15 protein-coding genes are annotated in these 17664 nt (G+C 60.2%); 14 read left to right on the top strand and 1 reads right to left on the bottom strand.

Going from position 1 to position 17664, the window contains the following annotated elements; all coding sequences use genetic code 11:
• Positions 1–36 precede the first annotated feature (36 nt).
• The 12 genes from fabZ to ispD all read left to right on the top strand — a co-directional run bounded on the left by fabZ (position 37) and on the right by ispD (position 14520).
• Complete coding sequence (fabZ, locus tag PSH81_RS06440; RefSeq protein ID WP_003172281.1) at positions 37–477, top strand: 3-hydroxyacyl-ACP dehydratase FabZ; 441 nt, start codon at positions 37–39, stop codon at positions 475–477.
• Positions 474–1250 (top strand): acyl-ACP--UDP-N-acetylglucosamine O-acyltransferase, encoded by a 777-nt coding sequence (gene lpxA / locus PSH81_RS06445; protein ID WP_192299346.1) that lies wholly within the window; start codon positions 474–476, stop codon positions 1248–1250. The genes fabZ and lpxA overlap by 4 nt, the downstream gene beginning before the upstream one ends.
• A 2-nt stretch (positions 1251–1252) precedes the next feature.
• Positions 1253–2392, top strand: a complete 1140-nt coding sequence (gene lpxB, locus PSH81_RS06450; protein ID WP_226455869.1) for a lipid-A-disaccharide synthase — start codon at positions 1253–1255, stop codon at positions 2390–2392.
• Positions 2389–3021, top strand: coding sequence for a ribonuclease HII (gene rnhB, locus PSH81_RS06455; RefSeq protein ID WP_226455868.1), 633 nt, complete (start codon positions 2389–2391; stop codon positions 3019–3021). Before lpxB ends, rnhB begins: the two co-directional genes overlap by 4 nt.
• 72 nt (positions 3022–3093) lie before the next feature.
• The gene (gene dnaE / locus PSH81_RS06460) at positions 3094–6615 is read left to right on the top strand and encodes a DNA polymerase III subunit alpha (protein WP_192299343.1); all 3522 of its coding nucleotides are present in this window, start codon (positions 3094–3096) and stop codon (positions 6613–6615) included.
• Positions 6616–6744: 129 nt separating this feature from the next.
• The gene (locus PSH81_RS06465) at positions 6745–7692 is read left to right on the top strand and encodes an acetyl-CoA carboxylase carboxyltransferase subunit alpha (RefSeq protein ID WP_192299342.1); all 948 of its coding nucleotides are present in this window, start codon (positions 6745–6747) and stop codon (positions 7690–7692) included.
• 161 nt (positions 7693–7853) lie between these two features.
• Entirely contained in the window at positions 7854–9164 is a 1311-nt protein-coding gene (gene tilS, locus PSH81_RS06470; protein WP_305392188.1) for a tRNA lysidine(34) synthetase TilS, read from the top strand.
• Positions 9165–9437: 273 nt separating this feature from the next.
• A complete protein-coding gene (locus PSH81_RS06475; RefSeq protein ID WP_226455865.1) occupies positions 9438–11069 on the top strand; it encodes a CTP synthase in 1632 nt (543 codons plus the stop codon).
• A 5-nt stretch (positions 11070–11074) separates the two neighbouring features.
• Entirely contained in the window at positions 11075–11920 is an 846-nt protein-coding gene (gene kdsA, locus PSH81_RS06480) for a 3-deoxy-8-phosphooctulonate synthase (RefSeq protein WP_010212442.1), read from the top strand.
• A 157-nt stretch (positions 11921–12077) separates the two neighbouring features.
• Positions 12078–13367, top strand: a complete 1290-nt coding sequence (gene eno / locus PSH81_RS06485) for a phosphopyruvate hydratase (protein ID WP_003189193.1) — start codon at positions 12078–12080, stop codon at positions 13365–13367.
• Between the two features lie 170 nt (positions 13368–13537).
• On the top strand, positions 13538–13816 hold the full coding sequence (ftsB, locus tag PSH81_RS06490; protein WP_192299339.1) for a cell division protein FtsB: 279 nt from the start codon (positions 13538–13540) through the stop codon (positions 13814–13816).
• Complete coding sequence (gene ispD / locus PSH81_RS06495; RefSeq protein ID WP_305392189.1) at positions 13813–14520, top strand: 2-C-methyl-D-erythritol 4-phosphate cytidylyltransferase; 708 nt, start codon at positions 13813–13815, stop codon at positions 14518–14520. Before ftsB ends, ispD begins: the two co-directional genes overlap by 4 nt.
• Before the next feature lie 119 nt (positions 14521–14639).
• On the opposite strand, the gene PSH81_RS06500 is transcribed toward ispD, so the two are convergent.
• Positions 14640–15536, bottom strand: coding sequence for a LysR substrate-binding domain-containing protein (locus PSH81_RS06500; RefSeq protein WP_305392190.1), 897 nt, complete (start codon positions 15534–15536; stop codon positions 14640–14642).
• 109 nt (positions 15537–15645) lie between these two features.
• On the opposite strand from PSH81_RS06500, the gene PSH81_RS06505 reads away from it, so the two are divergent.
• Both PSH81_RS06505 and fghA read left to right on the top strand, forming a co-directional pair.
• Positions 15646–16758 (top strand): S-(hydroxymethyl)glutathione dehydrogenase/class III alcohol dehydrogenase, encoded by a 1113-nt coding sequence (locus tag PSH81_RS06505; RefSeq protein ID WP_305392191.1) that lies wholly within the window; start codon positions 15646–15648, stop codon positions 16756–16758.
• 8 nt (positions 16759–16766) lie between these two features.
• Positions 16767–17612, top strand: a complete 846-nt coding sequence (gene fghA / locus PSH81_RS06510; RefSeq protein WP_305392192.1) for an S-formylglutathione hydrolase — start codon at positions 16767–16769, stop codon at positions 17610–17612.
• The last annotated feature ends 52 nt before the right edge of the window (positions 17613–17664 follow it).

Genomic DNA, 17664 nt, shown 5'->3' on the forward strand with positions numbered 1-17664 from the left:
CCCGCCCCCAATCTTTATTACAGGCTTCCCCCCGAAATGATGGACATCAACGAGATTCGCGAATACCTGCCTCACCGTTACCCGTTCCTGCTGGTGGACCGCGTAGTGGACCTCAATGTTGAGGAAAAGCGCATTCGTGCCTACAAGAATGTCAGCATCAACGAACCGTTCTTCAACGGTCACTTTCCTGCGCATCCAATCATGCCGGGCGTATTGATCATTGAAGCGATGGCCCAGGCTGCCGGTATCCTTGGTTTCAAAATGCTCGACCTCAAGCCTGCCGACGGCACGCTTTACTATTTTGTCGGTTCCGACAAATTGCGTTTCCGCAATCCGGTCACCCCGGGTGACCAGTTGATCCTGGAAGCCAAGTTCATCAGCTGCAAGCGCCAGATCTGGAAGTTTGAATGCCAGGCGTCGGTAGATGGCAAGCCGGTGTGCTCCGCCGAGATCATCTGCGCGGAACGCAAACTATGAGTTTGATTGACCCTCGTGCAATCATCGATCCGTCGGCCGTTCTGGCCGCCGACGTTGAGGTCGGCCCTTGGTCGATCATCGGCGCAGGTGTTGAAATCGGCGAGGGGACTGTCATCGGGCCGCACGTGATCCTCAAGGGACCGACCCGCATTGGCAAACACAATCGCATCTACCAGTTTTCCTCGGTAGGCGAAGACACCCCGGACATGAAGTACAAGGGTGAAGAAACGCGCCTGGTAATCGGTGACCACAACATCATTCGTGAAGGTGTGACCATTCACCGTGGCACCGTTCAGGATCGTGCCGAGACCACGCTGGGTGATCACAACCTGATCATGGCCTATGCCCATATCGGCCATGACAGCGTGATCGGCAACCACTGCATCCTGGTCAACAACACCGCGTTGGCAGGCCACGTGCACGTTGATGATTGGGCGATCCTGTCCGGTTTCACCCTGGTGCATCAGTATTGCCACATCGGCGCCCACAGCTTTTCCGGCATGGGGACCGCCATCGGCAAGGACGTTCCGGCGTTCGTCACCGTGTTCGGCAACCCGGCCGAAGCCCGCAGCATGAACTTCGAGGGCATGCGCCGTCGTGGTTTCAGCGAAGAGGCGATCCACGCCCTGCGTCGCGCCTACAAGGTGGTCTACCGCCAGGGGCTCACCGTTGACCAAGCCTTGACCGAACTGGCCGAGCCGTCAGCGTTGTTCCCGGAAGTCGCGGTATTCCGTGACTCGATCCAGGCGTCGACCCGCGGCATCACGCGCTGATCATGGCCAATCTGCGTATTGCGTTGGTGGCCGGAGAAGCTTCCGGCGACATCTTGGGCGCAGGCCTGATGCGAGCCCTCAAGGCCCAGCATCCTGCGGTTGAGTTTATCGGTGTGGGTGGTCCGCTGATGCAGGCCGAAGGCCTCACTTCCTATTTCCCCATGGAGCGCTTGTCGGTCATGGGGTTGGTGGAAGTGCTGGGGCGTCTGCGTGAGCTTCTGGCTCGGCGCAAACTGCTGATTCAGACCCTCATCGAAGAAAAACCCGACGTCTTTATCGGAATCGATGCGCCGGACTTCACCCTCAACATCGAACTCAAATTGCGTCAGGCCGGGATCAAGACGGTGCACTACGTCAGCCCGTCCGTGTGGGCGTGGCGACAGAAGCGCGTGTTGAAGATCCGGGAAGGCTGCGACCTGATGCTGACCCTGCTGCCGTTCGAGGCCCGTTTCTACGAGGAGAAGGGCGTGCCGGTGCGGTTTGTTGGGCATACCCTGGCCGACACCATTCCGCTGCACGCCGACCGCGCAGCAGCCCGTACCGAACTGGGTTTGGCTGACGGGCCGTTGGTCGCGCTGATGCCGGGCAGCCGTGGCGGCGAAGTCGGGCGCCTGGGGGCGTTGTTTTTTGATGCGGCCGAACGCCTGCTGGCCTTGAAGCCAGGCGTACGCTTCGTGCTGCCGTGCGCCAGCCCGCAACGACGGGCCCAGATCGAAACCTTGCTTGAAGGGCGCAACCTGCCGCTGACCTTGCTCGACGGCCAATCGCACCTGGCCCTGGCGGCCTGTGATGCGGTACTGATCGCCTCGGGCACCGCGACCCTGGAAGCGCTGCTGTACAAGCGCCCAATGGTCGTGGCCTACCGCTTGGCGCCGCTGACGTTCTGGATTCTCAAGCGCATGGTCAAAAGCCCCTACATCTCCTTGCCGAACCTGCTGGCTCAACGCCTGTTGGTGCCGGAGTTGTTGCAGGACGACGCAACGCCCGAAGCCCTGGCGCAAACCGTACTCCCCTTGATCGATGGCGGCGAAGAGCAGACCCGCGGTTTTGATGAGATTCACCGCACCCTGCGCCGTGATGCGTCCAACCAGGCGGCGGACGCCGTGCTGACGTTGATCGGTAAAAAACAGGAAACCCTATGACCACGCAAATGGGCCTGGACTTCAGCTTGGTTGCCGAAGCCCACGAACTGGTGGCCGGTGTCGACGAAGTCGGTCGCGGGCCGCTGTGCGGCGCGGTAGTCACGGCGGCGGTGATCCTTGATCCGAACCGTCCGATCCTCGGTCTCAACGACTCGAAAAAACTCACCGAAGCCCGCCGCGAAAAGCTCTTCGACGAGATCTGTGAAAAAGCCTTGAGTTGGCACATTGCCCGTGCCGAAGTCGAGGAAATCGACGAGCTGAACATTCTCCACGCCACCATGCTCGCCATGCAGCGCGCGGTCGAAGGCCTGCACATCACGCCAAAAATGGCGATGATCGACGGCAACCGCTGCCCCAAACTGGCGATGCCCTCTGAAGCCGTGGTCAAGGGTGATAGCAAAGTGCCGGCGATTGCCGCGGCGTCGATCCTGGCCAAGGTCAGCCGTGACCGTGAAATGGCTGCTTTCGAATTGACCTACCCCGGCTACGGCATCGGTGGTCACAAAGGCTACCCGACGCCCGTTCATCTGGAAGCCTTGGCCCGCCTGGGTCCAACGCCGATCCATCGTCGCTCGTTCGCCCCGGTGCGCCTGGCTTACGAGGCACGGGAGCGTCTCGCAGAGGTGTAGTCGCGAGGCTGATGTTTTTGCCAAGGCCCGGTACAATCCGGGCCTTGTTGTTTCCACGTATAAGAGATCACTATGCCGGCTTCATTCGTTCACCTGCGCCTGCACACTGAATACTCCCTGGTCGACGGCCTGGTACGGATCAAACCGCTGGTCAAAACCCTGGTGGGCATGAACATGCCAGCGGTGGCGGTGACCGATCAGAACAACATGTGTTCCCTGGTCAAGTTCTACAAAAATGCCATGGGCGCCGGCATCAAGCCGATCTGTGGTGCCGACCTGTGGTTGTCCAACAAAGATCCGGACAACGCCCTGAGCCGCATCAGCCTGCTGGCGATGAACGGCGTCGGTTATCGCAACCTCACTGAACTGATTTCCCGCGGTTTCATCGACGGCCAGCGCAATGGCTCGATCATTATCGAGCGCGAATGGGTCGCCGAGGCCAGTGAAGGCCTGATCATGCTGTCGGCCGCCAAAGAGGGTGAGATCGGTCTCGCGCTGCTCGGCGGCAACCCCCAGGAAGCCGAAGTACTGGCCCGCGAGTGGATGCAGGTCTTCCCCGACCGTTTCTACCTGGAAGTACAACGCACCAACCGCCCCAACGACGAAGAGCATCTGCACGCCGCCGTCGCCCTGGCCGACAAGCTGGGCGCGCCGTTGGTGGCGACCAACGATGTGCGCTTTATCAAGAAGGAAGATTTCGAGGCCCACGAAACCCGCGTGTGCATCGGCGAAGGCCGGGCCCTGGATGACCCGCGTCGCTCGAAGAACTACAGCGAGGAGCAATACCTCAAAAGCGCCGACGAGATGGCCGAGCTGTTCAGCGACCTGCCGGAAGCGCTGGAAAACTCGGTGGAGATCGCCAAGCGCTGCAATATCGAAGTGAAGCTGGGCAAGCACTTTTTGCCCAACTTCCCGATTCCCGATGGCATGACCATCGACGAATATTTCCGCAAAGTCTCGTTCGACGGTCTGGAAGAGCGGTTGAGCGTTCTGCTGCCCAAGGACACCACCGAGGACTACGAGGCCAAGCGCCAGGTCTACGTGGATCGGTTGAATTTCGAGCTGGATATCATCATCCAGATGGGGTTCCCCGGTTACTTCCTGATCGTGATGGACTTTATCCAGTGGGCCAAAAGCAATGGCGTACCCGTTGGGCCCGGCCGGGGGTCGGGTGCCGGTTCGTTGGTGGCCTATGTACAGAAGATCACCGACCTCGACCCGCTGGAATATGACCTGCTGTTCGAGCGATTCCTCAACCCGGAACGGGTTTCCATGCCCGACTTCGACGTCGACTTCTGCATGGACGGCCGCGACCGCGTAATCGAATACGTGGCCGAGAAATATGGCCGCAATGCGGTAAGTCAGATCATCACGTTCGGCTCCATGGCTGCCAAGGCTGTAATTCGCGACGTGGCGCGGGTGCAGGGCAAGTCCTACGGCCTGGCGGATCGTCTGTCGAAGATGATTCCGTTCGAAGTCGGCATGACCCTGGAAAAGGCTTACGAGCAGGAAGAAATCCTGCGCGACTTCATCAAGGTCGATGAAGAGGCCGCCGAAATCTGGGACATGGCGCGCAAGCTCGAAGGTGTGGTGCGTAACGTCGGTAAACACGCGGGTGGTGTGGTAATTGCGCCTACCAAGCTCACCGACTTTTCGCCGATCTATTGCGACGAGGCCGGTGACGGCCTGGTAACCCAGTTCGACAAGGACGACGTGGAGGCGGCCGGCCTGGTGAAGTTCGACTTCCTCGGCCTGCGGACCCTGACGATCATCGACTGGGCGCTCAAGACCATCAACCGTGACCGCGCCAAGGTCAACGAAGCGCCACTGGATATTGCCTTTATCCCGCTGGACGACAAACCAACGTACCAGTTGCTGCAAAAAGCCGAGACCACGGCGGTGTTCCAGCTTGAGTCGCGCGGCATGAAAGAGCTGATCAAAAAGCTCAAGCCCGACTGCCTGGAAGACTTGATCGCACTGGTGGCGCTGTTCCGTCCGGGCCCGCTGCAATCGGGCATGGTGGATGACTTCATCAACCGTAAGCACGGACGTGCCGAGCTGGCTTACCCGCACTCGGACTATCAGTACGAAGGCCTCAAGCCCGTACTGGCACCGACCTACGGCATCATCCTGTATCAGGAACAGGTGATGCAGATCGCCCAGGTCATGGCCGGTTACACCCTTGGCGGTGCGGACATGCTGCGTCGGGCCATGGGTAAGAAAAAACCCGAGGAGATGGCCAAGCAGCGCGGCGGCTTCATTGAAGGTTGCGCGACCAACAATATCGACGCCGACCTTGCGGGTAACATCTTCGACCTGGTGGAAAAGTTCGCCGGCTACGGTTTCAACAAATCCCACTCCGCCGCCTACGGCCTGGTGTCGTACCAGACCGCTTGGCTGAAGGCCCACTACCCGGCGCCATTCATGGCGGCGGTACTCTCGGCGGATATGCACAACACCGACAAGGTCGTGACCTTGATCGAGGAAGTGCGCACCATGAAGCTGCGCCTCGACGCACCGGATGTGAACGCCTCGGAGTTCAAGTTCACGGTGAACGACGAAGGTCGCATCATTTACGGCCTGGGCGCGATCAAAGGTGTGGGCGAAGGCCCGGTGGAAGCGATTGTCGAAGCGCGTCAGGACGGGCCGTTCAAGGACCTGTTCGACTTCTGCGCGCGGGTCGACCTCAAGCGCATCAACAAACGTACCCTTGATGGCCTGATCCGCAGCGGTGCACTCGACCGTCTCGGCCCGTATTTCCACGATGAACCGAAAGCTTACCAAGCCAATATCGACCGTAACCGCGCGGTGTTGCTCGCCGCCATGGAAGAGGCGATCAAGGCCGCCGAACAGACCGCCCGCACCCACGACAGCGGCCACGCCGACTTGTTTGGCGGTTTGTTCGTCGAAGAAGATGCGGATGTGTACGCTAACCACCGCAAGGCCAAGGAGTTGACCCTCAAGGAGCGTCTCAAGGGTGAAAAAGACACCCTGGGCCTTTACCTCACTGGTCATCCGATTGACGAATACGAGGGCGAAATCCGTCGTTTCGCCCGTCAACGCATCATCGACCTGAAGCCGGCGCGAGACACCCAGACCGTCGCCGGCATGATCATCGCCCTGCGGGTGATGAAAAATAAGAAAGGCGACAAGATGGGCTTTATCACCCTCGATGACCGCTCGGGGCGGATCGAAGCGTCGCTGTTTGCCGATGCCTTCCACTCGGCCCAGTCGTTGTTGCAGACCGATGCCATGGTCGTCGTGGAGGGGGAGGTCAGCAATGACGACTTTTCCGGCGGCCTGCGCCTGCGGATCAAGCGGGTGATGAGCATGGAAGATGCGCGCACCAATCTTGCCGAAAGCCTGCGCCTGAGGGTCAAGACCGAGGCGCTCAAGGGCGATCAGCTACGCCTGTTGGGCGAATTGCTCAAACGCCATCGTGGCGCGTGCCCGGTGACCATGGAGTACACCGGCAGCGATGCCAAGGCGATGTTGCAGTTCGGCGAGACCTGGCGAATTGATCCTGCGGATGGCTTGATTCAAGCTTTGCGTGACCAGTTCGGCCGTGACAACGTCTTCCTCCAATACCGTTGACGGTCAGATATGTCTGATCTCGACTAAATATTTAATCTCGACCTAAACGCGCCTCTCCCTTAAGGTAGGGCGCGAATAGACAACCGGCTGGCCAGGCACTCCCTGGCCGTCGACCCAAGACGGACGCTTATGAACCCGAATTTTCTTGATTTCGAACAGCCGATCGCTGACCTGCAAGCCAAGATCGAAGAGCTGCGCCTGGTCGGCAATGACAATTCGCTGAATATCGGCGATGAAATCTCGCGCCTGCAAGACAAGAGCAAGACGCTGACCGAAGACATCTTCGGCAAGCTGACCAGCTGGCAGATCGCGCGCCTGGCCCGCCACCCGCGCCGTCCATACACCCTGGACTACATTGACCACATCTTCACCGAGTTCGACGAGCTGCATGGCGACCGCCACTTCTCCGACGACGCGGCCATCGTGGGCGGTATCGCTCGCCTGGACGACCAGCCAGTGATGGTGATCGGTCACCAGAAAGGTCGTGAAGTGCGCGAGAAAGTACGTCGCAACTTCGGCATGCCGCGCCCGGAAGGCTACCGCAAGGCGTGCCGCCTGATGGAGATGGCTGAGCGCTTCAAGATGCCGATCCTGACCTTCATCGACACCCCGGGTGCGTACCCGGGTATCGACGCTGAAGAACGCAACCAGAGCGAAGCGATTGCCTGGAACCTGCGCGTCATGTCCCGCCTGAAGACCCCGATCATCGCCACCGTGATTGGTGAAGGTGGTTCCGGCGGTGCACTGGCCATCGGTGTCTGCGATCAGCTGAACATGCTGCAATATTCGACCTACGCGGTGATCTCGCCGGAAGGTTGCGCCTCGATCCTGTGGAAAACCGCAGAAAAGGCGCCGGACGCTGCCGAAGCCATGGGCATCACTGCCGATCGTCTCAAGGGCCTGGGGATCGTGGACAAAGTGATCGCCGAGCCACTGGGCGGCGCCCACCGTGACCCGGCTGCCGCCGCTGCGACCATCCGCGCAGAATTGGGCTCGCAACTGGCGATGCTCAAGAAGCTGGATAACGAAGCGCTGCTGGCCCGTCGTTACGAGCGCTTGATGAGCTACGGTCTGTAATTCGACATAGCCCTAAAATGTGGGAGCGGGCTTGCTCGCGAAAGCGGTGGATCAGTCAACCTTTTCAGTGACTGACACTCTGCATTCGTGAGCAAGCCCGCTCCCACATTTGCTTTGTGTATGCTGGGTTATCGTATGCCAGATCAGTGGCGGTGTTTTTCATGAAATCCTCCTTGTCCGCCAAGCTCCTTCACGCCCTCTCTGCCTGGCGCAACGCCCCGGCCTGGCATATCGCTTTCTCCGGCGGGCTCGACTCCACTGTCCTGCTGCACCTGCTCGCTAACACTGAGCATCTTCCTCCCCTCAGCGCCATCCATGTCCACCACGGCCTGCAAGCTGTCGCCGACGCCTGGCCAGCGCATTGTCAGTCGATGTGTGACGCTCTGGGCGTGCCCCTGCGCGTCATGCGCGTGCAAGTCCGGCCCGGCGCCAGCCTTGAGCGTGCCGCCCGTGATGCGCGCTACCAGGTGTTTGCCGAGGTGACCGGGGCAGGGGAGGTGTTGCTCACTGGCCAGCATCGTGATGATCAGGCCGAAACCCTGCTTTTTCGCCTGTTGCGCGGGGCAGGCGTGCGGGGGTTGTCGGCAATGCCTGCGCATCGCCCCTTGGCGGGCGGTCATCTGGTGCGACCGTTGCTGGAGGTATCGCGGGCTGAGTTGCAAGCCTATGCCAGCGAACATCAACTCACGTGGATTGAAGATCCGTCCAACACCGACCCGCGGTTCTCGCGCAACTACCTGCGCCACCGAGTGTTCCCGGTACTCACGGAGCGTTGGCCGCAAGCGGTCTCCAGCCTGGCGCGCGCCGCCGAGCACCTGGGGGAGGCGCAAGGGTTGCTCGACGAATTGGCGCAACTGGACCTGCGTACCGCTGACCAGCCCTCAGCCTTTCCCTGGTTGCCATTGCCGTCATTGGCCCTTGCGCCGTTGCGCGAACTTTCCGATGCCCGCCAACGCAACACCCTGCGTCATTGGCTGACGCCGCTGACTCGGTTACCCGACAGTGACCATTGGGCCAGCTGGCATTCCCTGCGGGACGCCAAGGGCGACGCGCAGCCCCTGTGGCACCTTGCCGATGGCGAGTTGCACCGTTGTGGCGAGCGCATCTGGTGGCTGCCTACCGCTTGGTCGGAATTTTCCGACGCATCGGTGAGCTGGCCCGATCCACAAATCCCACTAGAGTTACCCGGCAATGGTCGCCTGAGACTGATCGGCACGGCCCCTGACGGCCCACTGGTGATCCGCTATCGCCAGGGCGGCGAAGCCATCGAAGTGCCGGGCCGTGGCCGGCGTGACGTGAAGCGCCTGCTGAATGAATGCGGCTTGCCGGGCTTTGTCCGTGGCAGATTGCCGCTGCTGTATCGGGGTGAGCAATTGCTGGGTATCCCAACCCTCGCCGGGCTATGGCCCAACTCGGCCAGCGACTGGCAATTACATTGGATGCCACAGAACTGCGATCAAGGTTTGAGCTGATAGCGCCTTTCCGGTAGACTACGCTCCCTTCTTGATACAACTTCTGTGGATTCGCCTGAATCGCAGCAGTTGCCGATTACCAAGCAGTCTTTGCTGGGCGATTCCAAAAAATGTGTAGCGATCAACGTACCGGTGTTTCATTGCTGGTCTGTCACAACGCGGCGGTTTTTTTGAAAGGTGCACTGTGATTAATGCAGGTGATCGGGGGCTTCGGCCTCTCTTCGCTTTCCCCGGCGGCTCGGACCGCTTTAACGCAGACTTCTAGGGTTTTTCATGACGCGCTACATATTCGTCACGGGCGGTGTTGTTTCTTCATTGGGGAAAGGCATCGCATCGGCTTCATTGGCGGCCATCCTGGAGGCGCGGGGACTTAAGGTCACCATGCTCAAGCTGGACCCGTACATCAACGTTGACCCGGGCACCATGAGCCCGTTCCAGCACGGTGAAGTGTTCGTCACCCATGACGGCGCCGAGACCGACCTGGACCTGGGCCACTACGAGCGGTTCATCCGCACGACCATGACCCAGAACAACAACTTCACCACAGGCCGTGTCTACGAGCACGTGCTGCGCAAAGAGCGCCGTGGTGACTACCTGGGTGCAACCATCCAGGTGATCCCGCACATCACCGACGAAATCAAGCGCCGCATCATCAAGGGTGCAGGCGATGCCGACGTGGCGATGGTCGAGATCGGTGGCACCGTGGGTGACATCGAATCCCAACCGTTCCTCGAAGCCATCCGCCAGTTGCGTTTCGAAGTCGGCGCCAAGCGCGCGATGTTGATGCACCTGACACTGGTGCCGTACATCGCCACCGCTGGCGAAACCAAAACCAAGCCTACCCAGCACTCGGTCAAGGAACTGCGTTCCATCGGCCTGCAGCCGGACGTGCTGGTGTGCCGCTCCGATCACCCGATCGACATTTCCTCGCGTCGCAAGATCGCGCAATTCACCAACGTTGAAGAACGTGCGGTGATCGCGCTGGAAGACGCCGACACCATCTACAAGATCCCGGGCATCCTGCATTCGCAAGGCCTGGATGATTTTGTGGTCGAGCGTTTCGGCCTGCAATGCAACGGCGCGGACCTGTCCGAGTGGGAAGCCGTGGTTGACGCCAAGCTCAACCCCGAGCACGAAGTCACCATCGCCATGGTCGGCAAGTACATGGAACTGCTGGACGCCTACAAGTCGCTGATCGAAGCGATGAGCCACGCGGGCATCAGCAACCGTACCAAGGTCAACCTGCGCTATATCGATTCCGAAGACATCGAGAACCAAGGCACCGCCTTGCTCGAAGGTGTGGACGCGATCCTCGTTCCAGGCGGCTTCGGCCTGCGTGGCGTGGAAGGCAAGATCACTGCCGTGCAGTACGCTCGTGAGAACAAGGTGCCGTACCTGGGGATTTGCCTGGGCATGCAAGTGGCCGTTATCGAGTTCGCCCGTAACGTGCTGGGTTGGAAAGACGCCAACTCCACCGAGTTCGACAGCAAGAGCGGCCACCCGGTCGTGGGCCTGATCACCGAGTGGGAAGATGCCACCGGCGCGGTCGAAACCCGTACCGAAGCCTCCGACCTGGGCGGCACCATGCGCCTTGGCGCGCAAGACTGCCTGTTGGAAGCGGGCTCGCTGGTTCACGATTGCTACGGCAAGGACGTGATCGTCGAGCGTCACCGTCACCGCTACGAAGTGAACAACAACCTGCTGCCGCAAATCAAAGAAGCCGGCCTGAAAATCTCCGGTCGCTCCGGTGATGGCGCACTGGTTGAAGTGGTTGAAGCACCGGATCACCCATGGTTCGTCGCTTGCCAGTTCCACCCGGAGTTCACCTCGACGCCGCGCGACGGTCACCCGTTGTTCAGCGGTTTCGTCAAGGCGGCACTGACGCAACACCAGAAGAAGGCGTAACCCTGATGGCCCAGAAGATCATTCGCGTCGGCGACATCGAGATTGCCAACGACAAGCCCATGGTGCTGTTTGGCGGCATGAACGTGCTGGAAAGCCGCGACATGGCGATGCAGGTCTGTGAAGAGTACGTGAAGGTCACCGAGAAACTCGGTATCCCTTACGTATTCAAGGCCAGCTTCGACAAGGCCAACCGTTCGTCCGTGACGTCCTATCGCGGCCCGGGCCTTGAAGAAGGCATGCGGATCTTCCAGGACATCAAGCAAGCCTTCGGCGTGCCGATCATCACCGACGTCCACGAGCCTGAACAGGCTGCCGTGGTCGCCGAGGTGTGCGACATCATCCAGTTGCCGGCCTTCCTGTCGCGCCAGACCGACCTGGTCGTGGCGATGGCCAAGACCGGCGCTGTGATCAATATCAAGAAAGCCCAGTTCCTCGCGCCCCAGGAGATGAAACACATCCTGAACAAGTGCGTGGAAGCGGGTAACGACCAGTTGATCCTCTGCGAGCGCGGTTCGAGCTTCGGCTACAACAACCTCGTGGTGGACATGCTCGGTTTCGGCATCATGAAACAGTTCGAATACCCGGTGTTCTTCGACGTGACCCACGCGCTGCAAATGCCCGGTGGTCGTGCCGATTCCGCCGGTGGGCGCCGTGCCCAGGTGCTGGACCTGGCCAAGGCCGGCATCAGCCAGTCCCTGGCTGGCCTGTTCCTGGAAGCCCACCCGGACCCGGACAACGCCAAATGCGACGGCCCATGCGCCCTGCGCCTGGACAAGCTGGAGCCGTTCCTGGCCCAGCTCAAGCAGTTGGACGAACTGGTCAAGAGTTTTCCGACGGTAGAGACCGCGTAAGCCGCGTTTCTCCGGTAAAGTATCCCACGCTAAAAGCTCAGGCCCCCGGGCCTGAGCCTTGTCGCCTGCAAGCCTGCCCCGTTGTTCCACCCTTGCGGTCGGTCAAAAGTTTTCCTTCAGCTGCGTCGTTTTCGTCAACTTTGGAGTGTTTACAACAATGGCAAAAATCGTCGACATCAAAGGTCGTGAAGTTCTCGACTCCCGTGGCAACCCCACCGTCGAAGCCGACGTGCTTCTCGATAACGGCATCATCGGCAGCGCCTGCGCGCCGTCCGGTGCTTCTACCGGTTCGCGCGAAGCGCTGGAACTGCGTGATGGCGACAAGAGCCGTTACCTGGGCAAGGGTGTACTGAAAGCTGTTGCCAACATCAACGGCCCGATCCGTGACCTGTTGCTGGGCAAGGACCCGCTGGACCAGAAAGCCCTGGACCACGCGATGATCAAGCTCGACGGCACCGAAAACAAAGGCAGCCTGGGCGCCAACGCCATCCTCGCCGTGTCCCTGGCTGCCGCCAAGGCTGCTGCACAGGACCAGGACCTGCCGTTGTACGCGCACATTGCCAACCTGAACGGCACCCCGGGTGTCTACTCGATGCCAGTACCGATGATGAACATCATCAACGGTGGCGAGCACGCTGATAACAACGTCGACATCCAGGAATTCATGGTGCAGCCGGTTGGCGCCAAGTCCTTCTCCGAAGGCCTGCGCATGGGCACCGAGATTTTCCACCACCTCAAGGCTGTGCTGAAGGCCCGTGGCCTGAGCACTGCGGTGGGTGACGAAGGTGGTTTCGCACCGAACCTGGCGTCCAACGAAGATGCACTCAAAGTGATCTCCGAAGCCGTGGCCAACGCTGGCTACAAGCTGGGCACCGACGTGACCCTGGCCCTGGACTGCGCGGCCAGCGAGTTCTACGAAGATGGCAAGTACAACCTGTCCGGCGAAGGCCAGGTGTTCAACTCCGAAGGTTTCGCTGAATACCTGAAGGGCCTGACCCAGCGCTACCCGATCATCTCGATCGAAGACGGCCTGGACGAGTCCGACTGGGACGGTTGGAAAATCCTCACCGACAAGATCGGCGAGAAGATCCAACTGGTGGGCGACGACCTGTTCGTGACCAACACCAAGATCCTGAAAGAAGGCATCGATAAAAAGATCGCCAACTCGATCCTGATCAAGTTCAACCAGATCGGCACCCTGACCGAAACCCTGGAAGCCATCCAGATGGCCAAGGCTGCGGGCTACACCGCCGTGATCTCGCACCGCTCCGGCGAAACCGAAGATTCGACCATTGCCGACCTGGCCGTGGGCACTTCGGCTGGCCAGATCAAGACCGGCTCCCTGTGCCGTTCGGACCGCGTTTCCAAGTACAACCAATTGCTGCGTATCGAAGAGCAACTGGCAGGCAAGGCCAAGTACAACGGTCGCGGCGAGTTTCGCGGCTGATGGTTAAATGGTAAAAGTCGTCTGATAGCGTCGCAAATTTCACGATGAAGTGAATTTCGACGCTAATCTCATGGCTACCGAGCACAAGCCTGGTTCTTCCAGGCTTCGTGCTATCAGTTGCTGCAAAAGTTTTACATGGCTGTCTTTTTTCACTGGATACCCGGATTTCGATGCGCAGTCCCAATTGGTTGTTCCTCATCTTGCTCCTGTTGCTGGCTGGCCTGCAGTACCGCCTATGGGTGGGTAATGGCAGCTTTGCGCAGGTAAAGGATCTGACCCAGCAAATTGCCGACCAGCACGCCGAAAACGAACGCCTGCTGGAGCGAAACCGCGTCCTCGACGCCGAAGTGCTTGAGCTGAAAAAAGGCACGGAGACTGTTGAAGAACGGGCTCGCCATGAGTTGGGTATGGTCAAGGAGGGCGAAACCCTCTACCAGTTGGCCCAATGAGTAATGGTTTGCCGGCCTTCTGGGCCGTGATTCCTGCCGCGGGCGTTGGTGCTCGTATGGCTGCGGACCGTCCCAAGCAATATTTGCAGCTGGGCGGGCGCACAATTCTCGAACACAGCCTCGGCTGTTTTCTCGACCATCCTTGCCTCAACGGGTTGGTGGTCAGTCTTGCTGTCGATGATCCTTATTGGCCCAGCCTGGCTTGTGCTGCCGACCCGCGCATTCAGCGTGCGGACGGTGGTTCGGAGCGTTCGGGCTCGGTGCTCAATGCGCTGCTGCATCTGAATGCCCTCGGCGCCAGCGATGACGATTGGGTGCTGGTGCACGATGCTGCGCGGCCGAACCTGAGTCGTGATGATCTCGACAAGTTATTAAGCGAACTGGCGGATGACCCGGTCGGCGGCCTGCTGGCCGTGCCGGCCCGCGACACCCTCAAGCGCGTGGACAAGCATGGGCGGGTGGTGGAAACCGTCGACCGCAGTCTGATCTGGCAAGCCTACACGCCACAGATGTTTCGCCTGGGCGCCTTGCACCGTGCGTTGGCCGATAGCTTGGTGGCGGATGCGGTGATCACTGATGAGGCCTCGGCCATGGAATGGGCCGGCCAGGCGCCGCGCTTGATTGAAGGGCGCTCGGACAATATCAAGGTGACCCGGCCCGAAGATCTGGAGTGGTTGCGGTTGCGGTGGGCTAACCGTAGGTAGTCAGATAGACCGCATCGACCCCTTTGCGAGCAAGCCCGCTCCCACATTTTGATTTGTGAATGCAGTCAAGTGTGGGAGCGGGCTTGCTCGCGAAGAGGCCATTACAAACACCCCCACAATCAGCTGCTGTACTCCGGCCTTTCAGCCAACCCCGCCTTCAAGAAATCCACCAACTTCCTGACCTTCGGCGACAAATGCCGCTGCTGCGGATACAACGCCCACACCGCTGTATTTGGTGGCTGATGCGCCTCCAGCAACGACACCAGCGCACCACTGTGCAGATGCTCCAGCACGTAATAATCCGGCAACTGGCACAGCCCGACGCCTTGCAGCGCTGCATCCAGCACCGCCTGCCCACTGTTACAACGCCAGTTTCCCTGTACACGCTGGGAAAATTCCCGCCCATCCTGGGCCAGTTGCCAAATGTCCGAGCTACCGATCAGGCAGTTGTGCCGACTCAATTCCGACAAACTGTGTGGCCGACCATACCGTGCCAGGTAGGACGGCGACGCACACAAGTACATGCGCCGCGGCGCCAGGCGGCTGGCGACCATGCGCGAATCCTGCAGGCGCCCGAGGCGAATCGCCAGGTCGAGGCCTTCGTGCACCAAGTCCAGTTGACGGTTGCTCAGCTCAATATCCACGCGCAACTGCGGGTACAACGCCATGAACCGCGTCACCAGCGGCACGATGAATCGCTCGCCGTACGCCACGGCGCAGGTCATGCGCAACATGCCCTTGGGTTCGCTGGTGAGGTCGCCGACCGCGCGCAGGGCTTCTTCGCGCCCGTCCTGCAAACGTTGGCAATGTTGCAGAAAGGTCTGGCCGGCCTCGGTCAGCGTGACCTTGCGCGTACTGCGATAGAGCAAGCGCGTCTGCAAGCGTTCTTCCAGGCGTGCCACCTGCCGGCTGATGTGGGATGAGGACACGCCCAGGCGCTCGGCTGCCGCGGTGAATTGGCTGCATTCGGCTACCGCGACGAATTCATCAATGCCTTCCCAGCGGTTTTCCAACATGATGATTATCCCTGTACAGCAATAAAGTTTTGCTTTTGGCTGGATTATTCATCAGTCAGCCATGTTTTACACTCTGTGCCTTAGTTTTTAACCCGATGGAGAAACCCGGATGATCAAGTCCCGCGCCGCCGTAGCCTTCGAAGCCAAGAAGCCTCTTGAGATCGTTGAAGTGGATGTCGCCATGCCCCAGGCGGGTGAAGTGCTGTTGCGCGTAGTTGCGTCCGGCGTTTGCCACACCGACGCGTACACCCTGTCCGGTGCCGATCCGGAAGGCATCTTCCCGTCGATCCTCGGCCACGAAGGCGGTGCGGTGGTTGAAGCGATTGGCGAGGGCGTGACGTCGGTGGCGGTTGGCGACCACGTGATCCCGCTGTACACCCCGGAATGCGGCAAGTGCAAATTCTGCCTGTCGGGCAAGACCAACCTGTGCCAAGCCATCCGCTCGACCCAGGGCAAGGGCCTGATGCCGGACGGCACCACGCGCTTCTCTTACAAAGGCCAGCCGATTTTCCACTACATGGGGACCTCGACCTTCTCCGAGTACACCGTGCTGCCGGAAATTTCCGTGGCCAAGATTCCCAAAGAAGCCCCGCTGGAGAAAGTCTGCCTGCTGGGTTGCGGCGTCACCACCGGCATCGGCGCGGTAATCAACACCGCCAAGGTCAAGCCGGGCGATACCGTGGCCATCTTCGGCCTCGGCGGTATCGGCCTGTCGGCGGTGATCGGTGCGGTCAAGGCCAAGGCCGGGCGCATCATTGCCATCGACATCAACCCGGCCAAGTTCGAGATCGCCAAGCAACTGGGGGCTACCGACTGCATCAACCCGAAAGACTACGACCGCCCAATTCAGGACGTGATTGTCGATTTGACCGACGGCGGTGTGGACTTTTCCTTCGAATGCATCGGCAACGTGCAACTGATGCGCGCCGCCCTTGAGTGCTGCCACAAAGGCTGGGGCGAGTCGGTGATCATTGGTGTTGCCGGCGCCGGCCAGGAAATTTCCACCCGTCCATTCCAGTTGGTGACCGGTCGCGTCTGGCGCGGTTCGGCATTCGGCGGCGTGCGCGGTCGGACCGAGTTGCCAAGCTACGTGGAAATGGCCCAGACCGGCGAGATCCCGTTGGACACCTTCATCACCCACACCATGGGTCTGGAAGACATCAACAAAGCGTTTGACCTGATGCATGAAGGCAAGAGCATCCGCACCGTCATCCACTTCTGAGGTCGGCCATGAGTCTGGAAAACCTGTCGTGCCAGAAGAGCTTCGGCGGCTGGCATAAACGCTACAAGCATCATTCCGATGTGCTCGGTTGCGACATGACCTTCGCCGTCTACCTGCCGCCGCAAGCGGAGCAGGGCGGCAAGTTGCCTGTGCTGTACTGGCTGTCCGGCTTGACCTGCACCGATGAGAACTTCATGCAGAAGGCCGGTGCCCAGCGCATGGCCGCCGAGCTGGGGCTGATCATCGTCGCGCCGGACACCAGTCCACGCGGCCCTGGTGTGCCGGGTGATCCGGATAACGCGTGGGATTTCGGCCTCGGTGCGGGCTTTTACCTGAACGCTACCCAGGAACCCTGGGCCAAGCACTATCGGATGCATGACTACGTGGTGCAGGAGTTGCCGGCTTTGGTCGAAGCGCATTTCCCGGCTTCGGATAAACGCGGTATCAGCGGCCACTCCATGGGCGGCCACGGTGCGCTGGTGTGTGCTTTGCGCAACCCTGGGCGTTACCTGTCGGTGTCGGCGTTTTCGCCGATCAACAACCCGATGGATTGCCCGTGGGGCCAGAAAGCCTTCTCCCGCTACCTCGGCGAAGAACGTTCCAAATGGCGCGAATGGGATGCCTGCGTGTTGCTCGGCGAAGCCTCGGAAAAGCTGCCGTTGCTGGTGGATCAGGGGGATCGTGACGACTTCCTCGCGGTGCAGCTCAAGCCCGAAGCCTTGCAGCAAGCTGCGAAAGCGGCCAACCATCCGCTCGAACTGCGCCTGCAGCCTGGCTACGATCACAGCTACTTCTTTATCGCCAGCTTCATCGAAGAGCATTTGCGACATCATGGCCGTGCTTTGCTCGGTTAATGTGAGGCAAAAGTAGGTAGAATCACGCCCTGAATTAAATCGGGGCGTTTTT

This window comes from Pseudomonas sp. FP2335 (assembly GCF_030687535.1).
GTDB lineage: Bacteria > Pseudomonadota > Gammaproteobacteria > Pseudomonadales > Pseudomonadaceae > Aquipseudomonas.

Bases quoted from the DNA above. Each gene is read 5' to 3' on its own strand.
- fabZ (WP_003172281.1), top strand. From the start codon at position 37: ATGATGGACATCAACGAGATTCGCGAATACCTGCCTCACCGTTACCCG.
- lpxA (WP_192299346.1), top strand. From the start codon at position 474: ATGAGTTTGATTGACCCTCGTGCAATCATCGATCCGTCGGCCGTTCTG.
- lpxB (WP_226455869.1), top strand. From the start codon at position 1,253: ATGGCCAATCTGCGTATTGCGTTGGTGGCCGGAGAAGCTTCCGGCGAC.
- rnhB (WP_226455868.1), top strand. From the start codon at position 2,389: ATGACCACGCAAATGGGCCTGGACTTCAGCTTGGTTGCCGAAGCCCAC.
- dnaE (WP_192299343.1), top strand. From the start codon at position 3,094: ATGCCGGCTTCATTCGTTCACCTGCGCCTGCACACTGAATACTCCCTG.
- PSH81_RS06465 (WP_192299342.1), top strand. From the start codon at position 6,745: ATGAACCCGAATTTTCTTGATTTCGAACAGCCGATCGCTGACCTGCAA.
- tilS (WP_305392188.1), top strand. From the start codon at position 7,854: ATGAAATCCTCCTTGTCCGCCAAGCTCCTTCACGCCCTCTCTGCCTGG.
- PSH81_RS06475 (WP_226455865.1), top strand. From the start codon at position 9,438: ATGACGCGCTACATATTCGTCACGGGCGGTGTTGTTTCTTCATTGGGG.
- kdsA (WP_010212442.1), top strand. From the start codon at position 11,075: ATGGCCCAGAAGATCATTCGCGTCGGCGACATCGAGATTGCCAACGAC.
- eno (WP_003189193.1), top strand. From the start codon at position 12,078: ATGGCAAAAATCGTCGACATCAAAGGTCGTGAAGTTCTCGACTCCCGT.
- ftsB (WP_192299339.1), top strand. From the start codon at position 13,538: ATGCGCAGTCCCAATTGGTTGTTCCTCATCTTGCTCCTGTTGCTGGCT.
- ispD (WP_305392189.1), top strand. From the start codon at position 13,813: ATGAGTAATGGTTTGCCGGCCTTCTGGGCCGTGATTCCTGCCGCGGGC.
- PSH81_RS06500 (WP_305392190.1), bottom strand. From the start codon at position 15,536: ATGTTGGAAAACCGCTGGGAAGGCATTGATGAATTCGTCGCGGTAGCC.
- PSH81_RS06505 (WP_305392191.1), top strand. From the start codon at position 15,646: ATGATCAAGTCCCGCGCCGCCGTAGCCTTCGAAGCCAAGAAGCCTCTT.
- fghA (WP_305392192.1), top strand. From the start codon at position 16,767: ATGAGTCTGGAAAACCTGTCGTGCCAGAAGAGCTTCGGCGGCTGGCAT.